This window comes from Flavobacterium cupreum (genome assembly GCF_003996965.1).
In the GTDB taxonomy this organism is placed as follows: domain Bacteria; phylum Bacteroidota; class Bacteroidia; order Flavobacteriales; family Flavobacteriaceae; genus Flavobacterium; species Flavobacterium cupreum.
In genome coordinates this window covers 172,013-192,511 of record NZ_QWDM01000001.1, presented here as the reverse complement: position 1 = coordinate 192,511, position 20,499 = coordinate 172,013, and the positions used below count along the sequence as shown (strand labels likewise).

General features: G+C 40.1%; 25 protein-coding genes. 7 read left to right on the top strand and 18 right to left on the bottom strand.

The genetic code is table 11. The features are described from left to right. The first annotated feature begins 5 nt into the window (after positions 1 to 5). Positions 6 to 644: a carbonic anhydrase family protein gene (locus D0817_RS00850; protein WP_127336496.1), complete on the top strand. Its 639-nt coding sequence runs from the start codon at positions 6 to 8 to the stop codon at positions 642 to 644. Between the two features lie 152 nt (positions 645 to 796). Here D0817_RS00850 and D0817_RS00845 read toward each other — a convergent pair whose 3' ends face one another. From D0817_RS00845 to D0817_RS00825, 6 genes are all read right to left on the bottom strand, one after another. After that, positions 797 to 2,206: an MFS transporter gene (locus tag D0817_RS00845; protein WP_127336495.1), complete on the bottom strand. Its 1,410-nt coding sequence runs from the start codon at positions 2,204 to 2,206 to the stop codon at positions 797 to 799. A gap of 65 nt (positions 2,207 to 2,271) precedes the next feature. After that, complete coding sequence (locus tag D0817_RS00840) at positions 2,272 to 2,877, bottom strand: DNA-3-methyladenine glycosylase (RefSeq protein ID WP_127336494.1); 606 nt, start codon at positions 2,875 to 2,877, stop codon at positions 2,272 to 2,274. Positions 2,878 to 2,942: 65 nt separating this feature from the next. Beyond that, positions 2,943 to 3,086: a hypothetical protein gene (locus D0817_RS25625; RefSeq protein WP_161568404.1), complete on the bottom strand. Its 144-nt coding sequence runs from the start codon at positions 3,084 to 3,086 to the stop codon at positions 2,943 to 2,945. 156 nt (positions 3,087 to 3,242) lie between these two features. Then, positions 3,243 to 4,052 carry a mechanosensitive ion channel family protein gene (locus tag D0817_RS00835; protein WP_127336493.1) on the bottom strand — a complete coding sequence of 270 codons (810 nt, stop codon included), beginning with the start codon at positions 4,050 to 4,052 and terminating at the stop codon, positions 3,243 to 3,245. Between the two features lie 319 nt (positions 4,053 to 4,371). Then, positions 4,372 to 4,572 (bottom strand): hypothetical protein, encoded by a 201-nt coding sequence (locus D0817_RS00830; protein WP_127336492.1) that lies wholly within the window; start codon positions 4,570 to 4,572, stop codon positions 4,372 to 4,374. Between the two features lie 186 nt (positions 4,573 to 4,758). Next, on the bottom strand, positions 4,759 to 5,100 hold the full coding sequence (locus D0817_RS00825; RefSeq protein WP_127336491.1) for a winged helix-turn-helix transcriptional regulator: 342 nt from the start codon (positions 5,098 to 5,100) through the stop codon (positions 4,759 to 4,761). 120 nt (positions 5,101 to 5,220) lie between these two features. Between D0817_RS00825 and D0817_RS00820 the strand changes: the two genes are divergently transcribed. The 6 genes from D0817_RS00820 to D0817_RS00795 all read left to right on the top strand — a co-directional run bounded on the left by D0817_RS00820 (position 5,221) and on the right by D0817_RS00795 (position 10,282). After that, a complete protein-coding gene (locus tag D0817_RS00820) occupies positions 5,221 to 5,760 on the top strand; it encodes a YceI family protein (RefSeq protein ID WP_127336490.1) in 540 nt (179 codons plus the stop codon). Between the two features lie 362 nt (positions 5,761 to 6,122). Continuing rightward, positions 6,123 to 7,172 carry an alpha/beta fold hydrolase gene (locus D0817_RS00815; protein ID WP_127336489.1) on the top strand — a complete coding sequence of 350 codons (1,050 nt, stop codon included), beginning with the start codon at positions 6,123 to 6,125 and terminating at the stop codon, positions 7,170 to 7,172. A gap of 45 nt (positions 7,173 to 7,217) precedes the next feature. After that, positions 7,218 to 8,075, top strand: coding sequence for a hypothetical protein (locus D0817_RS00810; protein WP_127336488.1), 858 nt, complete (start codon positions 7,218 to 7,220; stop codon positions 8,073 to 8,075). A 238-nt stretch (positions 8,076 to 8,313) separates the two neighbouring features. Further along, positions 8,314 to 8,916, top strand: coding sequence for a hypothetical protein (locus D0817_RS00805; RefSeq protein ID WP_127336487.1), 603 nt, complete (start codon positions 8,314 to 8,316; stop codon positions 8,914 to 8,916). Between the two features lie 39 nt (positions 8,917 to 8,955). Further along, positions 8,956 to 9,465 (top strand): hypothetical protein, encoded by a 510-nt coding sequence (locus D0817_RS00800; protein ID WP_127336486.1) that lies wholly within the window; start codon positions 8,956 to 8,958, stop codon positions 9,463 to 9,465. Between the two features lie 58 nt (positions 9,466 to 9,523). Beyond that, on the top strand, positions 9,524 to 10,282 hold the full coding sequence (locus D0817_RS00795) for a hypothetical protein (RefSeq protein ID WP_127336485.1): 759 nt from the start codon (positions 9,524 to 9,526) through the stop codon (positions 10,280 to 10,282). A gap of 22 nt (positions 10,283 to 10,304) precedes the next feature. Here D0817_RS00795 and D0817_RS00790 read toward each other — a convergent pair whose 3' ends face one another. From D0817_RS00790 to D0817_RS00735, 12 genes are all read right to left on the bottom strand, one after another. Then, the gene (locus D0817_RS00790; RefSeq protein WP_127336484.1) at positions 10,305 to 11,222 is read right to left on the bottom strand and encodes a helix-turn-helix domain-containing protein; all 918 of its coding nucleotides are present in this window, start codon (positions 11,220 to 11,222) and stop codon (positions 10,305 to 10,307) included. A gap of 76 nt (positions 11,223 to 11,298) precedes the next feature. Beyond that, entirely contained in the window at positions 11,299 to 12,273 is a 975-nt protein-coding gene (locus D0817_RS00785) for an aldo/keto reductase (protein ID WP_127336483.1), read from the bottom strand. A gap of 178 nt (positions 12,274 to 12,451) precedes the next feature. Further along, positions 12,452 to 13,372 (bottom strand): helix-turn-helix domain-containing protein, encoded by a 921-nt coding sequence (locus D0817_RS00780; protein ID WP_127336482.1) that lies wholly within the window; start codon positions 13,370 to 13,372, stop codon positions 12,452 to 12,454. Then, positions 13,369 to 14,154 carry an SDR family oxidoreductase gene (locus D0817_RS00775; protein ID WP_127336481.1) on the bottom strand — a complete coding sequence of 262 codons (786 nt, stop codon included), beginning with the start codon at positions 14,152 to 14,154 and terminating at the stop codon, positions 13,369 to 13,371. The genes D0817_RS00780 and D0817_RS00775 overlap by 4 nt, the downstream gene beginning before the upstream one ends. A gap of 382 nt (positions 14,155 to 14,536) precedes the next feature. Next, entirely contained in the window at positions 14,537 to 14,737 is a 201-nt protein-coding gene (locus D0817_RS00770) for a hypothetical protein (RefSeq protein ID WP_127336480.1), read from the bottom strand. Positions 14,738 to 14,877: 140 nt separating this feature from the next. Further along, a complete protein-coding gene (locus D0817_RS00765) occupies positions 14,878 to 15,381 on the bottom strand; it encodes a 4'-phosphopantetheinyl transferase family protein (protein ID WP_127336479.1) in 504 nt (167 codons plus the stop codon). Beyond that, positions 15,378 to 15,632 (bottom strand): acyl carrier protein, encoded by a 255-nt coding sequence (locus D0817_RS00760; RefSeq protein WP_127336478.1) that lies wholly within the window; start codon positions 15,630 to 15,632, stop codon positions 15,378 to 15,380. Before D0817_RS00760 ends, D0817_RS00765 begins: the two co-directional genes overlap by 4 nt. Before the next feature lie 4 nt (positions 15,633 to 15,636). Further along, a complete protein-coding gene (locus tag D0817_RS00755; protein WP_127336477.1) occupies positions 15,637 to 16,911 on the bottom strand; it encodes a beta-ketoacyl-[acyl-carrier-protein] synthase family protein in 1,275 nt (424 codons plus the stop codon). Beyond that, positions 16,908 to 17,345 carry a 3-hydroxyacyl-ACP dehydratase FabZ family protein gene (locus D0817_RS00750; protein WP_127336476.1) on the bottom strand — a complete coding sequence of 146 codons (438 nt, stop codon included), beginning with the start codon at positions 17,343 to 17,345 and terminating at the stop codon, positions 16,908 to 16,910. Before D0817_RS00750 ends, D0817_RS00755 begins: the two co-directional genes overlap by 4 nt. A 19-nt stretch (positions 17,346 to 17,364) precedes the next feature. Then, positions 17,365 to 18,417: a type III polyketide synthase gene (locus tag D0817_RS00745; protein ID WP_127336475.1), complete on the bottom strand. Its 1,053-nt coding sequence runs from the start codon at positions 18,415 to 18,417 to the stop codon at positions 17,365 to 17,367. Further along, complete coding sequence (locus tag D0817_RS00740; protein ID WP_127336474.1) at positions 18,414 to 19,127, bottom strand: methyltransferase domain-containing protein; 714 nt, start codon at positions 19,125 to 19,127, stop codon at positions 18,414 to 18,416. Before D0817_RS00740 ends, D0817_RS00745 begins: the two co-directional genes overlap by 4 nt. Continuing rightward, positions 19,128 to 20,252 carry an NAD(P)/FAD-dependent oxidoreductase gene (locus D0817_RS00735; RefSeq protein ID WP_127336473.1) on the bottom strand — a complete coding sequence of 375 codons (1,125 nt, stop codon included), beginning with the start codon at positions 20,250 to 20,252 and terminating at the stop codon, positions 19,128 to 19,130. It lies immediately after the preceding gene. Positions 20,253 to 20,499 lie beyond the last annotated feature (247 nt).

The window sequence follows — 20,499 nt, the reverse complement described above, 5'->3', positions numbered from 1 at the left end:
ATAAAATGAAAACATTAACGAAAGAAATGCAAGCTGCTATTACACCTGCAAAAGCTTTGGAATTATTAAAAGAAGGAAACCAAAGGTTTGTAAGCAACCTGAAAATAAATCGTAATCTTCTGCAGCAGGCCAATGAAACGTCAGACGGGCAGCATCCTTTTGCTGTGATCCTGAGTTGTATCGACAGCAGGACTTCTGCAGAATTAATATTTGATCAGGGACTTGGAGATATTTTTAGTGTGCGTATTGCGGGAAATATTATCAACGAGGATATTTTAGGAAGTATGGAATTTGGCTGTAAAGTAGCAGGTTCCAAAATTATCGTAGTATTAGGGCACACCAAATGCGGCGCTGTAAAAGGGGCCTGTGACCATGTTGAAATGGGGAACTTAACAGCACTGCTGACAAAAATACGCCCAGCGGTAGACGATGAGACTGAAACCAAAGAGAACCGTAATTCAGGTAATGCTGTTTTTGTCGAAAATGTATCAAGAATTAATGTGAAGCGCACCGTAAAATCAATATTGGAACGCAGTCCAATCCTAAAAGAAATGATCGAGAACGGAGAAATTGGAATTGTGGGAGGTTCTCATGATATCACCACCGGGGAAGTAACATTTTATACTGAGAATTTTGGTTTGTAAAAAATAAGCAAACACAGAAATTCTAAATGGGAGTTTATAACTTCGGATAATTTATTAAAATGCTAAACGCCTCCGTTTAGCATTTTTTTTTTTTGCAGCACGTATTATTTAGAATATAATTATATTTTTTAAATGCGTTCTGCTGATCATTTTTAGACAGAAGATTTCAGATTATCACCATCTTTAAAATGCAGTCTTCTGAAAACAAAGCCGGACAGAATGGTTAAAAAGCCAACGACTAAAAAAGTATAACGAAAAGCATTGTGAATTTCATTGTGAATGAGTTTTACATCGCCCTGAAAAATTTTAAGAACCAATAACCCGAAAGCAATACCAAAACCGATAGCCAGCTGCTGATTTACAGAAACCAGTGAGTTCCCGCTGCTGGTGTGATATACGCGTAAGTCGGCAATAGAAATGGAATTCATGGAAGTAAACTGTATCGAGTTAAAGAAACCCAATACGGCGATAATCGGAACATACCAGTAAATTGATGTATGTATAGACGGAAGGGCCAGGGCGCAAATCAGGGCACCAATGATAAATGTATTGACCATTAAAGTTTTTCGGTAGCCGAAAGTGTTTAGAATTCTAATGACAGCCGATTTTCCAAACATAGCCGTTAAGGCCATGGGAGCCACAATCCATCCCGAGGTAACTGCCGACTCTCGGTAAGCAATCTGAATCATCATGGGCAGCAGGAGCGGAATGGAACTAAAACCCAGACGGGTGGCCAGATTTCCAATAATACCAACACGAAAGGTTCGCACCTGAAATAAATTCAAAGGAAAAAGAGGATTATTGTCGGTCACGGCATGGCGATAATACCAGTACAGCATTAAAAAGCCCGACATGAATAAGGCCAGCACCGGCGAAACCTGAACCGTGTTGCCAAATAATTCCAGTGCTACGGACAAAAGGAGTGAGGCTGCGGCAAAAATCAGGAAACCTTTTAAATCAAAATCAATTAACGGCGATTTGTAATCGGGCATATATTTCAGGCTTAGCAGAATACCAAGAATTCCAAACGGTATATTGATAAGAAAGATCCAGTGCCAGGATAAATAATCGACCATATAGCCACCTACCAAAGGACCCAATACCGGACCGATCAATGCCGGAATAATGGCAAAATTCATCGCTTGCAACAATTCTTTCTTAGGAAATGTCCTGATGAGCGCCAGCTTTCCAACCGGAGTCATCAAACTTCCGCCGATTCCCTGTACGACACGGGCAAAAACCAGGTGAGTCAGATTTTGCGAAAGTGCACAAAACAAGGAACCCAGGCTAAATAAAAATAAAGCAAAAATAAATACTTTTCGGGTCCCGAATTTATCCGACAAAAAACCACTGACAGGCATAAAAAGTGCCAGTGTCAAAACATAACTGATGATGGCATTCTGCATTTCCAGGGGAGATTCGTTCAGGTCCCTGGCAATTGAAGTGATCGATGTATTCAGAATAGTGGAGTCCAGCATCTGCATAAAAATAGCCGTAGCCAGAATAACCGGTAGTATTTTTTTGGTAGTTTCGTTGTCCTGTTCCACAATAGTCGTATTCATATTTTATCAGGCTTTGCACATTTTTATTTGGAATCGTGGAGTTATTTCTTAGTCCGATTCTAAAATTAAAAGGTATTGGGTTTGCTTACATATTTATTGTTTTTAATAAAAAAACGCCAGGGCAAAAAGGCATCTTCTTTCGCATAAGCAACACCTACGCGCGGTACAGCGGCAATCTGATCTGTGGGATACTGTATATGCTGGTCTTCAATCCAGATTTCCTCTCCGGTCAGGTCTTTTCCATTATACGATCGGTTGATTCCCAAGGCTTTGGCCGTACTGCCCGGGCCGGAAGTAATAGCAGCATTAGCAACAGGCATACCGCGTCTGCGCTCCATTATTTCTTTGCCGATCAGCGGTTCTACAGACCGTATCAATACGGCATGCGGTTCGCCTTCTACTGAACTGACTACATTAAAAAGATGGTGGATTCCATAACAGAGGTACACATACGCAAGGCCCCCCAGGCCATAAAGTGTTTCTGTGCGGTTGGTACGGCGTCCTCCATAAGCATGTGATGCTTTGTCCTGTTCGCCGAAATAAGCCTCGGTTTCTACAATTATTCCTGCCGTAATTTCTCCTTCAACCTGTGTATACAACACTTTTCCCAAAAGGTCCTGCGCGAGAAAAATGACGTCCCGGTTTAAGTAGTAGTCAAATGGAAGTTTCAAAATGATGGTTTTTTAAAAGTAGTGGTAATAGTAACGTCTATAAAATTAAAGAAGATTTTACTATTTTAAGAATTATTCTTTGTCAATATTGATTTTTTTACTTCAACAGTAACTTTATCGTTGTGTCTTGAAGAGGTCGACTTTACTTCTGTCTTTTTATCTGAAGTTCGCGCACTCGAAACATTGTTTTTGTGATTTGAAGTAGTCATAAGTACATTTTTTAAATTACTGTCCTACAAATGTAGCAACTCAGGAAACATTGGTATTATAAAATTAACATCCTGTAATTGTATTATTATCAGTTTGTTAAATCCTAAAAAACAAAAAGAAATAAGAAAATGACAACACTACTGAAACAGCCAGGGTTATTTAATATTAAATCCGTTTTCTTTTAAGGCTTCGGCAACCTTAATAACGACTTCCGATCTGTGTTTGCCATCGGTAACGGTTCGGTCAGTCTGCACCCAGTAACGAATAATGATCTGGACGGTACTGCCTGTAATGCCTGCTACTACGGCAGAATTGGAGTATCCTTTGTCAATCACGGCACTGTCTGTTTTCATAACGTCCGTAATGATTTCAATTGCTTTTCTGTAATCTGATCCGTATTCCAGACCTATGGTAAAGTCCTGCAGCAGGAATCCCTCGCTGTTGAAATTGACCAGTGTATTTTTGACTAAAAGGGCGTTGGGGATATAAATGTTCTTGCTGTCGCTTTTTACCTGCGTATCACGAAGGTTAAGGGCAACCACTTTACCTTTCACGCCATTACTTTCGATAATATCCCCGACGGAAAAAGGTCTTTTAAAAGCCAGCAGTATTCCCGCCAGAAAATTTTCACCAATATCCTTCAGTGCAAAACCAATTACAAATGCCGATATCCCTGCACCTGCCAGCACACTCTGGGCTACTCCGGTCAGGCCAATTACGCGGAACATAAACAAAAGCCCAATCACGATAAGTACGGCTTTTATCAGATTGGCAATAAAGGTAGCCAGCAGCGGATCGTGCATCTTTGTTTTTAACCGGCGGTCTGCAAATACTTTGACACGGGCGGCAATGAACCAAGAGATCAGGACCACCAGTATGGCTAATAAAATTTTGGGTGTGATATCGACAAGGCTGTAGTAGTAGCCTTCAACGTGTTTGAAAATGTCGCGCAAAAATTCTTCCATAATTATTGTTTAAAGCTAAAGACATAAGGTTACCTGTTAACCCGAAAATGATGCTTTCGAAAAAAAAACAGATATCCCTGTACTTTTTAATGTATTCTGATTTTAAAATTAAGAACTGCAGATGTCAAAAAATTACAGGATAATCCGTATGTTTTATATAATCATTACTTCAATACATGGGTGAATACAAAAGAGCTTTACAAAAAAAAAGACCATTAGTTTTTACTAATGGTCTTTTGCAAAGGAGCATTTTAAAATGCCTATATAACGGATTGTTTGTTTTAAGTACTTGTTTCTAAGATTTTAGTTTAAAAAATCTTTATAGGGAACTAACGTCATCGGAATTCTCTTTTTCAACATTATCATAGCTGCTAAAATTATTGGAGGATTCACTTTCCGTATATATTGGATCTTCGCCCCAATTTAATAATTGTTCACGTATAGTTCTGTAGGCACAATAAAGACGTTCACCTTGTAGTTCCATGTAGTTTTCCGGGTTTGTTGGGTTTGCAGTGTTCATGATTTCAATTTTTTAGAGAATGAGTAATTGATAGTAGCTGTACGGTTTTAAACTTTGGCTAAATTAGAAATACAGTAACCTCAAATAGTTATATAATTTTCGATAATAGTTATGTAATTATCAGCTGCTTAGTTTTTTATCTGAAAGTTTTTGCGCCCCGGGTTTCATAAATTCAGCTATTTCCATCTACTTTTCAAGGATCTCTTTTCTAAACAGTACTCCCCAGTCTAAAATTTCGTCCAGTAATTTTTTCATAGTCAGTCCCAGGGACGTCAGCGAATATTCGACGGTTACGGGCATGCTGTCATGAAGGGTACGGATAATTATTTTGTTGGTTTCCAAGGCCTTTAGTTCCTGAGAGAGCATCTTTGGGGATATATCCGAAATATCCCTTTGTATTTCTCCAAAGCGTTTGTTGCCGTGCGTTAAGGAAATAATGATGGGTAAACGCCATTTTCCCTGAATCACTTCCAGTGTATCTCTCGCAATCATTAACCGATATTGGCAAACGTCCTCTTTTTGACTCATAACTATTTGATTTAAAGTGTACTCACCCAAAGGTAACTACTTACTCAAGGGTAACTACTATATTTTGTATAGCAAACTTAGATAATTTTGTCCTAATAATAACAGTCAAAAAAATAAAATATGAGCAATACAACAACATGGGCAATAGACCCATTGCATTCCGAAGTTTTTTTTAAAATCAGGCACTTAGTAATTTCTACTGTAACCGGTTCCTTCAAAAAATTTGAAGGGAATATCATTACCGAAGGATCGGATTTTAGCAACGCAAAAGTGTCCATTGTGATTGACGTAAAAAGTATCGATACCAATCAGCCGCAACGCGACGAGCATTTACAAAACGGTGATTTCTTTGATGCTGATGCCTATCCGCAAATTACCTTTCAATCCACATCATTTGTAAACAACGGAGGAAGTGCTTATAAAATGACCGGTGACCTGACTTTGAAAGGTGTCACCAAACCCATTGATCTTACTGTAGAATACGGTGGCTCTGAAAAGGATGGGCAGGGCAATGTAAAACACGGCTTTGAAGTAACGGGAATCGTGAACCGAAAAGAATTCGGGATGACCTGGAATAAAATTACGGATTCAGGAGGTTTGGGATTAAGTGAATACATCAAACTGATTGCCAATATCCAGGTGGGACCGGCAGCGGAATAAATAAACCGCAGCTTTTGCAAGTGTATCGAAATACACCCTCCATAAAAAATGCGTGAATGCAGATAGAACTGCCTCCAAATAGTGTCTCACTTTTTGGGGGCATTTTTCTGTTCTTAAAAATGGTGAAGCTTTTAAAAGTTTATCCGTCTTCCGAATTCTTTTTAAGCTTTATTAAAAGTTAAGTTGCTGTAATACGTAAAATAATAACCACTTATTACATTGATGCTGTCAGTTATTTAAAGTAAGCTGTTTTTAAGGGGGTGTAAAATTACTTTTGTTTCTATAAGGTAAAAATTTTCTTACCAGTAAGAGCTGGGTTTTTATTTTATCATTTAGAAAGTAATTATTAAATCGCTCATATTATGAAAACAGTTTTAAAAAATCAATTTAACTTCAGGTCAGCTTGTTATGCAATAACGGCCTGCCTTTTATTTACAGGAATAACTTCCTGTAGAAAAGATGACCCCAAAGAGCAGCGTAATGTTGTTAAAGTTTCGGACTTCACGCCAAATGCCACATTTGTAGTAAACAACGCGGAGGAAAATATGCCTGTCTGGGTACATGGGAATAAAGATTCGAAGTCAATCATTTTAGTGATGCACGGCGGACCGGGATCGGATGTTCTTGATTTCAGGATGTATCAGGATGGTCTGGCATTTAAGAAAATAGAAGTCGATTATCAGGTCGCCTATTGGCAGCAGCGTGCATCCGGGCAATCTAAAGGTTCTGATAATTCAAAATATTATACAATAGATCAATATGTGGATGATGCTGATAAAGTGGTCGATCAGCTTAGAAAAAACTATCCGGAAAAAAAGATCGTATTGTTTGCACACAGTTGGGGAGGCATGCTTTCGTCTTCGTATCTGAAAGACGAGAAACGCAGAAATAAAATTGCCGCCTGGATTGATGCTGCCGGAGCGCATAACGGAACGACCCTTCTTCAAACGACAACGGATGATATCAATGCAGAGGCTGATGCACGTATAGCAGCCGGAAAAGAGGCTGAAACCTGGAAAGAGATAAAGGAAGCCGTGAAAGAACAACCGGAAAGGGTTAATAGCCTGGCGTATCTTGTAACATCCGAAATCCCCGAAGTTGTCATAAAAGTAAGCAATGCAGATTTTAAATTTACCAGCCGTGCAGATTCAAGTAATCCGCCTTTGTTCAAAGAAATAGTGAAAAGAGACAATAATCCATTTTTGGCAGACATAAAAATGCCCTGTCTGGTGCTTTGGGGGAAATATGATTTTGCTGTCTCCAGAACGTATCAGAAAGAGTTCCTGAAAAATATAGGATCGAAAGACGTGACCAATGTTGATTTTAATGCTTCAGGACATTATATGATGTTTCATGAACCTGATTTGTTTGCCAGGTCCGTGATTGATTTTATGGGCAAATACAAATTATAACAGGATGATTTGTAATTCAAATACTAAAAATTAAAACCGGAAGTGATGAGAACTAATATTTTAAAATTAATGATGATCAGTATTTCTCTTTTCCTTGTAAGCTGTAACAAGGATGATGATGATAAGGATAGAGAAAAAAATTATACCTTATCAGAAGTACAGGCAATTGCGAGAATTACAGGCAATCAAAGCAGCAATATTGTAGTGGTAAATATGCAGGGAGGACCGTTGTATGAATTAAACGATACAGCACAGATGATTGATTTTGCGGACGCCAAAAATGCTTTGTGGGTAGATGTTCAGCAAATACAAACCTTAAATCCGGACTGGTTTAATAAGGATATATCATTTGCTGAAGCAAAAACAAAGGCCGGTACCAATGCAGAAAATGTAGATAAAGTGGTGAGTTATTATAAAAGTAAAGGAAAAACGGTTTGTCTGGTAGGAGTTTCTTATGGTGCCTTTGTAGCACAGGATTACATTGCCCGATATGGTACTTCAAAAATTAGTAAGGCCTTAATTGTTGCCGGAAGATTAGAAATGGAAAATGAATTTTGGGAAAAATTCAGCGAAGGATATGATGGCGAATATGTGTATGGAGCAGACGGGAAAGTTACCTGTACATTTATAGAAAATAAAACAGCCAAAGACCGAAATTTAGGAAGGCTGGCCGCTGCTTTAGGCTGCAAAAGATTTACGGCATTATGGGAGAACGTCAAAGGGCTGGATAAAATAATGTATTATTACGGTACTAAAGATGAAAAAGTGGGGAATTTCACTGCAGAAGAGATAAAATTTTTAGTATCAAAAAAAGTGCAGTTATTTAGTGTACCGGAAGGAAACCATGATGACACATCGGGTGCGGGAGTTTCAAAATTAAAGGAATATTTTCAAATACCATAAGCACATTTTGTTGTTTGGACAGAAAATAATTTCGGAGCTGTTCCGGAATCTTTAAGACCTGCATACAAATTGTGGATACATTTATTTTAAAATTCAAAAGAAGCTGTGGAAATATTTCACAGCTTTTTTTGTCCTAAAAGTGCTGAATTAAAAATCGTTATATAGTTTAAGTTAATCAGTTGATGCAGGTTACTATTTTATGTATATTTAGGTTTTCATTTATAAAGGAGAAAGTGTCATGAAAAGTGGAACTGGTTATTTTAAATTTGGATTAAGGCAATACAACTGCTTGTGCATGCTTTTTTTTCTTGGCTTATGCGCTTCGTGTACACCAAAGGTTTATCAAAAAAGCGATTATACTTTTTATGACCGGACTTTCAGACTTGATGCTTCAACGGTATTGCGAACAGACGGGGTTTACGTTTTAGACCACATTTGGACAAAGGAGAACGGAGGTACAGTCAGACAGCCGAAAGAACATCGTTTCTATAAATTTTACAGCACCGGACAATGTAATTTAACACTGGATCCTTCCAATGAAATCAAAACCAAAGCCAACTACCTCACAGCCATAAACAAGGATTTCACAAGTAAAAACAGCACACTGTTTGAAGGATATTATAAGCTTGAAAACCATAGAATAATTATACAAGCTGTAGTCGTGCCGCGAAGGCAATTTGAATATAAATATGGCTACTCGGAGCAGGACACTTTGGTACTGGTTCAGACCACAACACAAGGCAACGGAAAATTTGATGACCGGTATTTTACCGGAGCCTATAAAGAATACTATGTTTTTCTGCCATTAGAGATTAAAGAGGAAAACGAGCCACAATGGTAATACCCATAACAGGAAAGTACGAACTAAAATAAACGGCATATGGAAATAAAAGTCACCCGATCTGCCCGATCTTTTTTCAGCATCAGAACCAACGCGGGCATACTGCTGTTATTGTTTTTAACTGTAAATTGTACCAGGAGGGAACCGGCCTTTACAGTAAAAGGAGATCCAGCGGTTACCAAAGACATCAAAGTGAATGTTGAAGCCATCAGGGACGAGGGCAAAACAATTTCAACTGTTTATTACAATGGCAGAAGCTACGAATTTGATAATCAGAATGTATTGCGGTATGCGATTTATGTGTCTTACAAAGACAGTTTTTTCTATAGTACTGCATTTGATAATCTTCATGATAGAATAAAAGGCAGCCCGCTAAATGAAATTGTAATTACTAAAAAAGAGGGGATCATTCATGCTTTATACCGGCCTCTTAAGGAAAGTGATACAGTCGGAGGCACTCCTTTACAGCCATCACGTTTATATTTTACAAATAGCCCTGATAAGGACACGAAGAAACAAAAATTCACGAATTTCTATAAATCAAAATAACAGCAAATACATCTAAACCTGTGGTTTAGAACATAACAATTATAGTAATACAAGAACGATGAAAAAATATTTATTGACCTGTGCTGCCATACTAATAGCGTTTACGGCCTGCAAACAAAATGATACCCTCACTAAAAGCGGGGAATCCGAACTAAATGAAACTACACTCCCCAATACGGTTCCCGAAGAAAATGCGAAAACTGCGATAGCCGATTGTAAGGAAGCAGAGTCTTTGGTTTTTGAAGCAGAAACTTTTGCATCCTATACAGAAGACAGAATGAGAGGCAAAGGCGTTGTATCTTTTACCCTGGAAATAAACGACAGGCTGACGATCTTAAATGAGGACGATACCACTTTTGGGGAAATGGTACTGAACGAAGACATGAATTATTTTACACTAACGATGCCTAAAAAAGTGGTGGCACGAAAAGTTGTCCCTAATGCTGATTTTGCTGCTTTTGATTTTGATTCCGAAAATGTAAATGCCGATAAAGACTATCTCTTTATTTATATCAACAAAGAAAAGAGAAAGGTAAAAAAGACCGATCTTAAATTTACCTTTTCAACCTGGGAAGATTACATTAAAAAACAAACGTTACAACTGAAGGACTGTAATCTGCTTACAGATACACAAGGAAAACCCAACCCGAAAAGTAAAGGGGTAGCTTTTAGGGTAACTGAAATTACAGGTGATGAGGTCAAAATAAAATCCGTTAAGGACTGTTCCGGGGAGGAGAGTTCTTTCCGGGATATGCAGGGAAAGGTAAAACTGAAATCAGCGGATGTATTACTGGTAGACTTTGCTGTTTGTAATTAAAGAAACAAATTTTCACTCTTTTTTAATTGAAAGATTGCCGGTATTCCAGTGGCGAAAGGTTGGTCTTTAACTTGAATAATTTATTGAAAGAAGATTGATGCTCAAACCCTAATTCGTAGGCAATTTCACCAATGGTGAGTTGGGTCGTCGATATTTTTTCTTTTGCTTTTTCAATTAATTTTGCGTGAATGTGCTGTTGTGCATTTTGACCCGTCAGGCTCCGCAGCATGTCGCTTAAATAACCGGGTGAAATCTTTAGGGTCTCTGCCAGAAGCTGAACGGTTGGGATGCCGGATACCCTGTATTTTTCATGACTAAAATAAGCATCCAGAAATTCTTCCATTTTTTGCAGTAAATCGCTGTTTTGGGATTTCCGGGTAATAAACTGTCTTTTATAAAAACGGTTGCTGTAGTTCAGCAGGGTTTCAATTTGTGAAATAATGACATCCTGACTAAAATCATCAATTCTGTTTTGTAATTCCTCCTCAATGATTTTGAAAACAGAAATAATATTGACCTTCTCCTTATCTGAAAGATGCAGTGCTTCATTTACAGCGTAGGAAAAGAAGCCATATTGCTTTATTTTTTTTGCTAAAGGATACCCGGCCAAAAAATCAGGATGAAAGACTAATGTAAAACCGGAATGGTCTTCATTGTTGAGGCCATTAGCACTTACCTGATTGGGGGCTTTAAAAAATAAACCCCCGTCATCAAAATCATAATAGCCCTGGCCGTACTTTAATTTTCCGGTCAGCTTCTTTTTATAGGATATTTTATAAAAATTATAGATAAAAGTGCCGGGTAATTTCCCCGTATCTATTGCATCACCTTTAATCTCCAGCAAACTGATTAAAGGATGTAGCGGTTTTGGTAATCCCAGTACCCGATGCAGCTCAGACAGCGATTCAAATTTATACGGAATATTTTCGTCCTTTTTCATCTGGTTAATGTAACTATTTTTTTTAACGTATTCAATATTTCCTCTTTCCCGTCAGTCCGGCCGCCGAAAAGAATGCTTACCGGTTTAAAGTATTCATGAACCTTTCGGGGTAACGACTGCCCGATACAATTCCTGCAGGCATAATGGCCTCTATCGTTTCCAGATCTTCTTTAGTAAGCTGTACATTTTCAGAGGCAATGTTTTCTTCTAAATATTTGATACGTTTGGTCCCCGGAATCGTAATGATATCTTCACCCTGTGCGAGCACCCATGCAATCGCTAACTGAGAAGGGGTGCAGTTTTTTTCAGTGGACAAAGTGCTGATCTTTTCCACCAGCTGCAGATTTTTATAAAAATTTTCGCCCTGATATCGGGGCATATGCATACGATTATCCTTCAGGTCATCAGGTGTTTTAAATTCGCCACTTAAAAATCCACGGCTCAGCGGAGCATACGCGACCAGACCAATGCCAAGTTCACGAATTGCCGGGAGAACTTCTGCTTCAATATCCCGTGTCCAAAGCGAATATTCTATTTGCAGGGCGGTAATTGGGTGTACGGCAGCCGCTTTTTTAATAGACGCGGAAGAGGCCTCAGAAAGGCCAATATAACGGACTATGCCTTTGGCAACCAGTTCAGATAAGGCACCAATAGTTTCTTCAACGGGAATGTTGGGGTCTATTCGTGCCAGCGTATATAAATCAATATAATCGGTTTTCAGGCGCTGCAGACTGTGCATAACAGCGTTTCGAATATAGTCAGGATGCCCGCTTACCGGTCCGGGACCCGAGGGAGAAACCAACTGACCGGTTTTTACGGAAAGAAAAGCGGATTCCCGTTTCCCTTTTATAGCTTGTGCGATCAGCTGTTCATTATGCCCTGCGAGATAATAATCGGCCGTATCCAAAAAATTGTGTCCCAGCTCAAGGGCTCTTTGTATTGTGGCAACAGAACCCGCATCATCACTTTGGCCATAGGCACCTGACATTCCCATACAACCCAAACCAACGGCAGAAACCATCGGCCCGTTTTTTCCTAATTTCCTTTTCATTTTTTTTCTTTTAAATTAATTAAGGAACAAAGGTCAATAGAAGTCTGTGATCAGATTTAGTCTAATGGAGGAATTGTTTGTCCAAAATGAGAAAACAGCAAAAATCGGGGACTGGTGAATGTATTACATAGAGGTCTGCAAGTTGTATCACAATCCCATTTTGACAACAGATTACTTTTTAATGAAACGAATTTCTAAACTCCAGCGGAGTCAGGTCTGTTTTGGTCTTAAACAATTTGCTGAAAGATTGCGGATATTTAAACCCCAGCGCATAAGCGATTTCACTTACGGATAAGTCTGTGGTGGAGAGTTTTGATTTGGCCCTTTCTATAATTTTTTCATGAATGTGCTGCTGGGTATTTTGTCCCGTTAAAATCTTAAGCACCTCACTTAAGTAATTGGGAGACATATGAAGTTCTTCCGCGATTTTTTGTACAGTGGGTAAACCTTTGAGCTGTAAGGCGTCACTATCAAAATAGCCATTAAGATTACGTTCTAAATTTTCCAGAATTTTATGGTTTACCTTTCTCCTTGTAATAAACTGGCGCTGATAAAAGCGCTCGGCATAGTGGAGTAAAACTTCGAGCTGTGCAATAATAATGTCGTGGCTGAATTTATCAATGTTCGAATGGTATTCCTGCTGTATATTTTTGATAATTCCTTCAATAACCTCTTCTTCTTTTTGCGAAAGAAACAACGACTCATTAACAGAATAATCAAAATAATCAAATCTTTTAATATTCCGGGCCAGGCTGGTATTCCAGATAAAATCCGGATGAATTAACAACAGCCAGCCGGAATGCTCAGAAATCGTATTTCCTGCGGTTTCGACTTTCAAAACCTGACCCGGAGCCATAAAGAACATAACGCCTTCGTCGAAATCATATTCCTTTTGGCCGTAGAACATTTTAATATCCATTCCTCGTTTAATGGAAATAGAATAAAAATCAAAAACTGCACTGGGTGGATTTTTTTCCAAACTGTACTGAACTTTGGAATAATCAATGATGCTGATCAGCGGATGTTCCGGCGGGGACAATTTCAACAGCGAATGAAATTCCGATATGGTTTTAATACGGATCAGGTTAGGTGCGATCATTTTTCTGTTAGTTTCAATTTAGCTTTTTCAATGCTTTTATCCAGGACATTCAGTATAAAATCAGGCGCTAACCGACTCATCAATTTTAATACTTTTGAGAGTCCGGGCTTAATTTCCAATTTATTTTTTAGAAGTCCATCGATGGCAATTTTCACCATTTCTTCGACTTTCATATTCTGTTTGCTGTCCACAAGACCTTTAAAATCATCTCCCAATGGCGTTTCCGTCGCCGGAGGTGCGAGTTCAAAAACTTTAATATTTGTTTTCTTTAACTGCAGCCTTAATACCTGCGTATACGAATGAATACCTGCTTTCGTCGCACTGTAAACGGGCGATAAAGGAAAAGGAACAAAGGCCAGTCCTGAGGAAACATTTACAATAGCGGCGCTCTTTTGTTTTTTCAAATGAGGTAAAAATTGATGAATCATCCAGATCGGACCGGATAAATTGGTGACGATTTCCCGATTGATATTTTCGAGGTCCATGAGGGTATCCTGCAAATCTAAATTACGCATAATTCCGGCATTATTGACGATAATATTTAAGTGCGGAAATTGTTGGGTCACTTCCTTAAACAGTTCCTCAATTGCCCCGGGTTTGCTAACATCACTTTGAAAGATATGAACGTGCGGAAATTGCTTTTTTACTTTTTCCAGTTTATCAAAATCCCGTCCGGTTATGATTATATTAGCCAGCCCTTTTTGACTAAGTTGCTTAACAAACTCAAGTCCAATTCCGCTTGTTCCTCCCGTAATGAGGATCGTACTACCTTTTAATTCCATTTTAGTATGTTTTTTATACGGGCAAAGGTAGGCAGCATATCAGCCTGCAGTTGTAGTTGAAACCACGTTTGCTGTATTCAAAATCAGGTTTATGATAGTTGTTTTTGAGCACTATTCAGGCAGCCGAATTTTTCAGTTTTCAAAGTTTGCAAAAAAAAAATCTGCGCGAAGCCCATTAGCCCTCGCGCAGATTTTAGTTAGCACTCCCATTAGAAGGATATCTGTTTAATAATTTATTAGGGACTAACATCCGATCCAATCCAATATCAAACATCCAATATCAAACATCCAATATCAAATATCTAAAATCCAATATCCAATATCCAATATAAAACATCCAACATCTATAATCTAAAGATCTAAAAATCTAACATCTAAAGATCTATTTTTTCTCCTCATTATTCAGTTCATCATCGAAATCAGGTGCTTCGCCTTTAAATTTGTGTGTGTCCACATCATAATTTTCATCGTTTGTCAAAACTGTATCATGATCTTTATACTGATGTTTTCTCATGTCATTTCTGTCAGTTCGATTCTCAGTGTTGTTCTTAGTATTGTCTGGATTTTGATTATTCGTTTTCATAATAGTACATTTTAAAGTTGTACTAAAATTACTTAAATACCAACAGTTAAGGCTTATATAATCCCTGACTAAAGTTATAAAATACCCCTGTTGTGCAACGGTTTGCTTTTTCTACTAATTCTAATGCGTTTATATCCTGTTTAAGCGGATAAACCAACCACCTTTTCAAAACGCCCGTGATTGCTAACCGAAACATTTTGTCGGTTAGGAGAGGGGTCAGAAGACAAAAACGGAATTCCATAGGGATCCTTGGCAATATTCTTTTTCTCAATTTCAATTACCGTGTCCCACTGTGCCGGATCGCTGACCGCTATGGTATGCAGGTACTCCCTATGAATAAAGGTTTGGGTATAATAAACCGTTCCGCAGCAGCTCACTTTTCCGGAGGCATAGCTGTTATTTTGGAACGCCATACTGCAGACCAGCTTTTGCGGAATATAGGCCCTGATTTTCGTTTGTCGGTTGTAAATCTTATATGCCGCTTCTTTCATGCTCCAAAGGAGCCAGACCATAGTTTCAGGATGTACATCATTAGCGATCAACAGCTGTTCCTCAGCGGTAAAAATTTTTTCCAAAAAACCTTTGCGCTGCCAGTTGCTTTCCCGACGGGATTGTACTATGTCAATCACATCATTGCCGATCATTTTGCGGCCAGTTTGGTTTCAATGATTTCTACTGCAGTTTTTACATCCAGCATGCGTTCCATATCGGTATTGTCTATGACGACATCAAAAGTTTCTTCAATATCGAGGACAATATCTACCAGATTGGCCGAGTTGATACTAAGATCGTTGATAAAATCGGTTTCTTCCGTAAGGTTGTCAAAAGCTTCCGTATTGGTCGTGTAAGGTTTGATAATCGTTTTTAGCTTTAGTATAAGTTCTTGTTTGTTCATAGTATTATTTTTGAAATTTTTTAAAGAGGATACAGGCATTCACATCGCCAAAACCAAAACTCGCCTTGGCAATTATAGTAGAAGTCCTTTCCAGGGTCTGCAGAGGGATTTTTGAAGCATCGATAAGTGCTGTAATTTCAGGATGAAGATCATCGCAATTGGTATTTCCAAAGATAAAATCTTCGTGAAGCTGCAATACTGTGGCCACACTTTCTATGCTTCCCGCAGCGCTGAGGCAGTGCCCTGTGAGACTTTTTAAGGAATTGATGTACGGAAAATCAGCACCGTTTCGTCCCAGGGCTTTCGTCCAGTTCTCAATTTCCAGGCTGTCCTTTGTGGTAGCGGTAAGATGGCCGTTGATCGCATCCACATCCTTGCCCGAAATTCCGGCATTTTGCAGGGCAGTCGTAATACATCTTTGTACGGCAGTGCTGTTGGGTGCCGTCATACTGCCGTTGCCGCGCTGTCCGCCGGAGTTGACATGCCCGCCCAGTATTTCGGCATAGATATTGGCACCGCGTTCCAGTGCACTGTCGAGTTCTTCGACAACCAAAGCACCGGCGCCGCTTCCGGGAACAAATCCCGCCGCCGAAGCACTCATCGGGCGCGAACCGTCCTCAGGATTTTCATTGTATTTGGAACTGCAGACACGCAAAGCATCAAATCCCGCCCAGATATAAGGGCCGCTGTCTCCGGTACTTCCGGCCAGTACCCGTTTTGCCTGTCCGGATTGTATACGGTCGTACGCCATGAGGATCGCTTCGGTACCGGTAGAGCAGGCCGAAGAATTGGTCGTGACCTGGTTGCCCAGTCCGAGTTTGCCGCCCAGATAAGCACTTACACCGCTGTTCATGGTTTGGGCTACAACGGTACTGCCCAGCCTGCGGGTCTGCAAATCATCTATTTTATAAATGCTTTCGCGAAATTTATCAATTCCCGAAGTGCCTGAGCCAAAAACAGTTCCGCTGTCCCAATCGGGTTCTTCGTTTTTTTCTATGGGTAATCCCGCATTTTGCCAGGCTTCCATACCGGCTATCACACCATATAAAATACCGCTGCTGTTAAAGCCGCGAAGTTCCAGTTCTGTAAAATACCGCGCTTTAAGTTCTTCTGAAATCTGTGGCTGGGCGGCGATCTGGCAGGAAAACTGCAGCTCCTGTAATTGGGCATCATGACGGATACCCGAAATTCCGTTTTTCAGGGCATGTGTAAACGCGGCAATGCCAACCCCGTTGGGGGCTGCCACGCCAAGGCCCGTTATGACTACTCGTTTTTTCATAATTTTGTCGTAATCATGCCGGCAATGATGCCTTTGCAGACTTCCTGTCCGGCTTCGTTTTTCATAATCGCTTCACATTTGAGCTTGCCAAATCTGAAAAATATTTTTGTTGAAGTGACCGTTACTTTTTCATTGGGATATACGGGTTTCAGAAACTGCATATCGGCAGAGGTAAAGGCCACCACGGTATCTTTTTTCAATTCATTTCCCAGTAAGTAAATACCCAGGCAAACCATCCCGATCTGGGCCATCGTTTCCGTCAGGATGACACCCGGCGTTACGGGATTATCTTTAAAATGCCCTTTATAGAAATCAAGGTCTTCATGGTACGTATAGGTTCCCGTAATGCTGTTTTCATCTGCCTGAAGCAGTTCATCCACAAATAAAAAGGGTTTACTGTAAGGCAGTTGCGCGATAATATTTTGTAGTTCCATGTTTGTTTTTAAAAAGTAATTACCATTGCAATAAAACACGTTGTGCCGAAAATCCGGGCCCAAAACTCAGCATCAGTCCTTTTTCCCCGGCTTGTGGCTTATTCTCCATAATGCGTTCTAAAACATACAGCACCGTGGCGCTCGACATATTGCCGTATTCTTTCAGTACTGCTTTCGTATCGTCAATATTTTTGCCCAGTCCGGCGAAAAGCGCTTCCACGGTGGTGACAATTTTTTTGCCGCCGGGATGAAAAATCATATGATCCAGATCCTTAATCTCCAATTGGTTTTTCTGCAGGAACGGATGAATAATGTCGCCAAAATGGGCAGCAATCGTATCCGGGACTTCAATATCGAGCACCATCTGCAGACCGCTGTTGGTCACTTTAAAACCCATCATATGTTCGGCTTCATAAAAATGATACATTTCTTCATCAATAATTTCAGGGCCTTCATCTTCATCATAGGAAGACAGCAGGCAGCAGGCGGCACCATCACCAAAAATAGCGGCACTTACAATATTGGGCATCGAAAAATCATTCAGCTGAAAAGTAGCAGTCGGTGATTCTACCGCTATCACGGCAGCACGTTTTCCGGGGTTGGCCTTGAGAAAGTTTTTGGCATAGATAATACCCGAGATTCCTGCGGCACAGCCCATTTCGGTAACGGGCAGTCGTACAATATCCTGTCGGAGGTTCATTTTGTTGATGAGGTAGGCATCCAGCGAAGGAATCATGATGCCGGTACAGCTTACCGTAATAATATAGTCCAGTGTTTTCGGATCCCAATTGGCTTTGGTAAGGGCTTTTTCGAGCACCTTTTCGCCCAGCAGGATCATTTCACGGCTGTAAATATCATTTTTCTCTTCAAACGAAGTTGCCGTAAATACCTCGGTGGGCTCCATGATCGAATAGCGTTTATCCACCGCCGCCCCTTCAAATATTTTTTTTACTTTTTTGATAAAACGTTCCTCATGTCCGAACAGCCAGGCATCCAGAAAAGGAAGGATTTCTGCTGTGGTACGGGAATATTGGGGCAGCTGTTTGGCCACTGTTGTTATTTTTACACTCATTTTTTAGCAATTATCCATTGGTAGCGAAAAGCCCACTTCCAGTCTATGGTATAGTTTTTTAAATTTAATTTTTTAGAGAATTCTATCAGTTCGTTTTTCTTAAAACCTCTCAGTATAGATACCTGGCCATCTTCGCGCGACATGCTGTTCAGCCTGAACACAAAGCCAATCAGTTCAAAAAGCCGGTAAGCCAGTTTACTGCGGTGCAGGTCGTTGACCACAATGCCCAACGCTGCATTGGTATTGAAGATACGCATGATATGGGTGATCTGCTCATTGGTAAAGTGGTGCAGCGTCAGCGTACACAAAACAATATCGTACGATAGGGACTTAAATTCCTCGCTGAAAATATCAATACAAACATATTCAATATTCGAAAAACCTGCGGACAGCGACTGGGCGTACTGAATCGTAAAAGCATTGGCATCGATACCAATAAGCTTAAAATTCAGCTGATGGGCAGCGCCGTATTGTGCCAGCATGCGCAGCATATCGCCATTGCCACAGCCCACATCGGCAATTACGATGGGTTCGTCACTATTCTTTTTTTTCAGTAATTCCTTCGTACCGTTCAGGGTCAGTTTGTTGCCGCCCAATAAACGGTTGATCCGGGCAATCTGATCGAGTGCAGCGCGTAATTCTTCACCCGTAAGCGTGAAATCATCCATGATCTCGGTTTCCTGTGTTCTGTAGGTGGTGTTTATGGCCATTTAATTGATTACTATTGGTTTACCATGTGTTTGTTTAATAATGCACGGAAGCAGTGCCGGAAAGGAGGCTACGACCGAAACAAGGACACTGGCTGTTTTTTTATGACGTAAAATGCGTGCCAGAACGCGTCCCATCGACAAGCGTCTGCCAAAATTCATTTTCCATTTTTGGGTATAGGTTTTTTCCAGACCGTCGCGTGAAAGCGTTCCGGCATGAAATTCCAGTACGAGTTCTGCCGCTATTTGGGCACTGCGTAAAGCCATGGCCATGCCGTTGCCGCATAACGGATGTATAAGACCTGCCGTATCGCCAATCATAAGGATATGGTTTTCCACCGGCTGTTTGCTGTCGAATGATATCTGACTGATCGTGATGGGTTTCTCAAAAAGCAGGCGGCTGTTTTCAAAAACGGCTTTAAGCTGCCGGTTTTTATACAGGACATTTCGCTGATAGTCTTCTATGTTTTTATATTTTTTGAAAGTGGCATAATCGGCCAAGTAGCAAATATTAATAGTATTGTTTTCTACTTTGGAAACGCCGCAATACCCTCCGCTAAAGTTGTGCAAAGCCACAAGATCATCCGGGAAATCCCCTGAATAATGGCCTTTAACCGCCAGCCACGACGATTTTTTATGAATAAAATCCCTTGACAACACCTGATCCATATTCGAACGTTTGCCATATGCCCCCAAAACAATTGCAGCCGAAAAAACCTGAGATGACGTACTCACCTGGAAGACATCGTCCTGGAAAGCAATATCGGTAACGGTTTCTTCCATTATTTTGCAGCCGTTGGCTTTTGCTTTTTCGTACAGAAAATGATCCAGCGCATAACGGCTCACCCCAAAACCGCCAAGCGGAAGTGTGGCTGTCGCTTTTTTTCCGTCCTGTGTGGTAAATTCAAACTTAGAAATACAGGTAGGCTGCAAATCCGAAACATCCGCACCAAGCCATTGCAGGTACGGGAGGATTTCATTGGAAATATATTCGCCGCAAACCTTATGTCTCGGATAGCCTGATTTTTCGATAAGGGTCACCTGAAGTCCCTGACCGGACAAATGAATAGCACTGGCCAAACCTGCCAGTCCACCTCCAATAATAAGTACCTCCGTGTTTATTTCCATACAAGCAAGTTAGATATAAATCCATTACGTTAAGACAGACTGCGCCTCTTTTTTTGATTCCTAAGGATGAAAAAAGAGGTTCAGTAAAAAAAGAATTCCTGGTAATCGATCCTTCTGACTCAACCCTAAATTTAGATTTTAGTGCCTGAGACCGGTTATAGTATTATCGGGAAATGTTATAAAATTTACCGCTAAGATTTGGCGGTCTTTATTTGCAGAAATGGACCATTATTCTATATTTGTAATC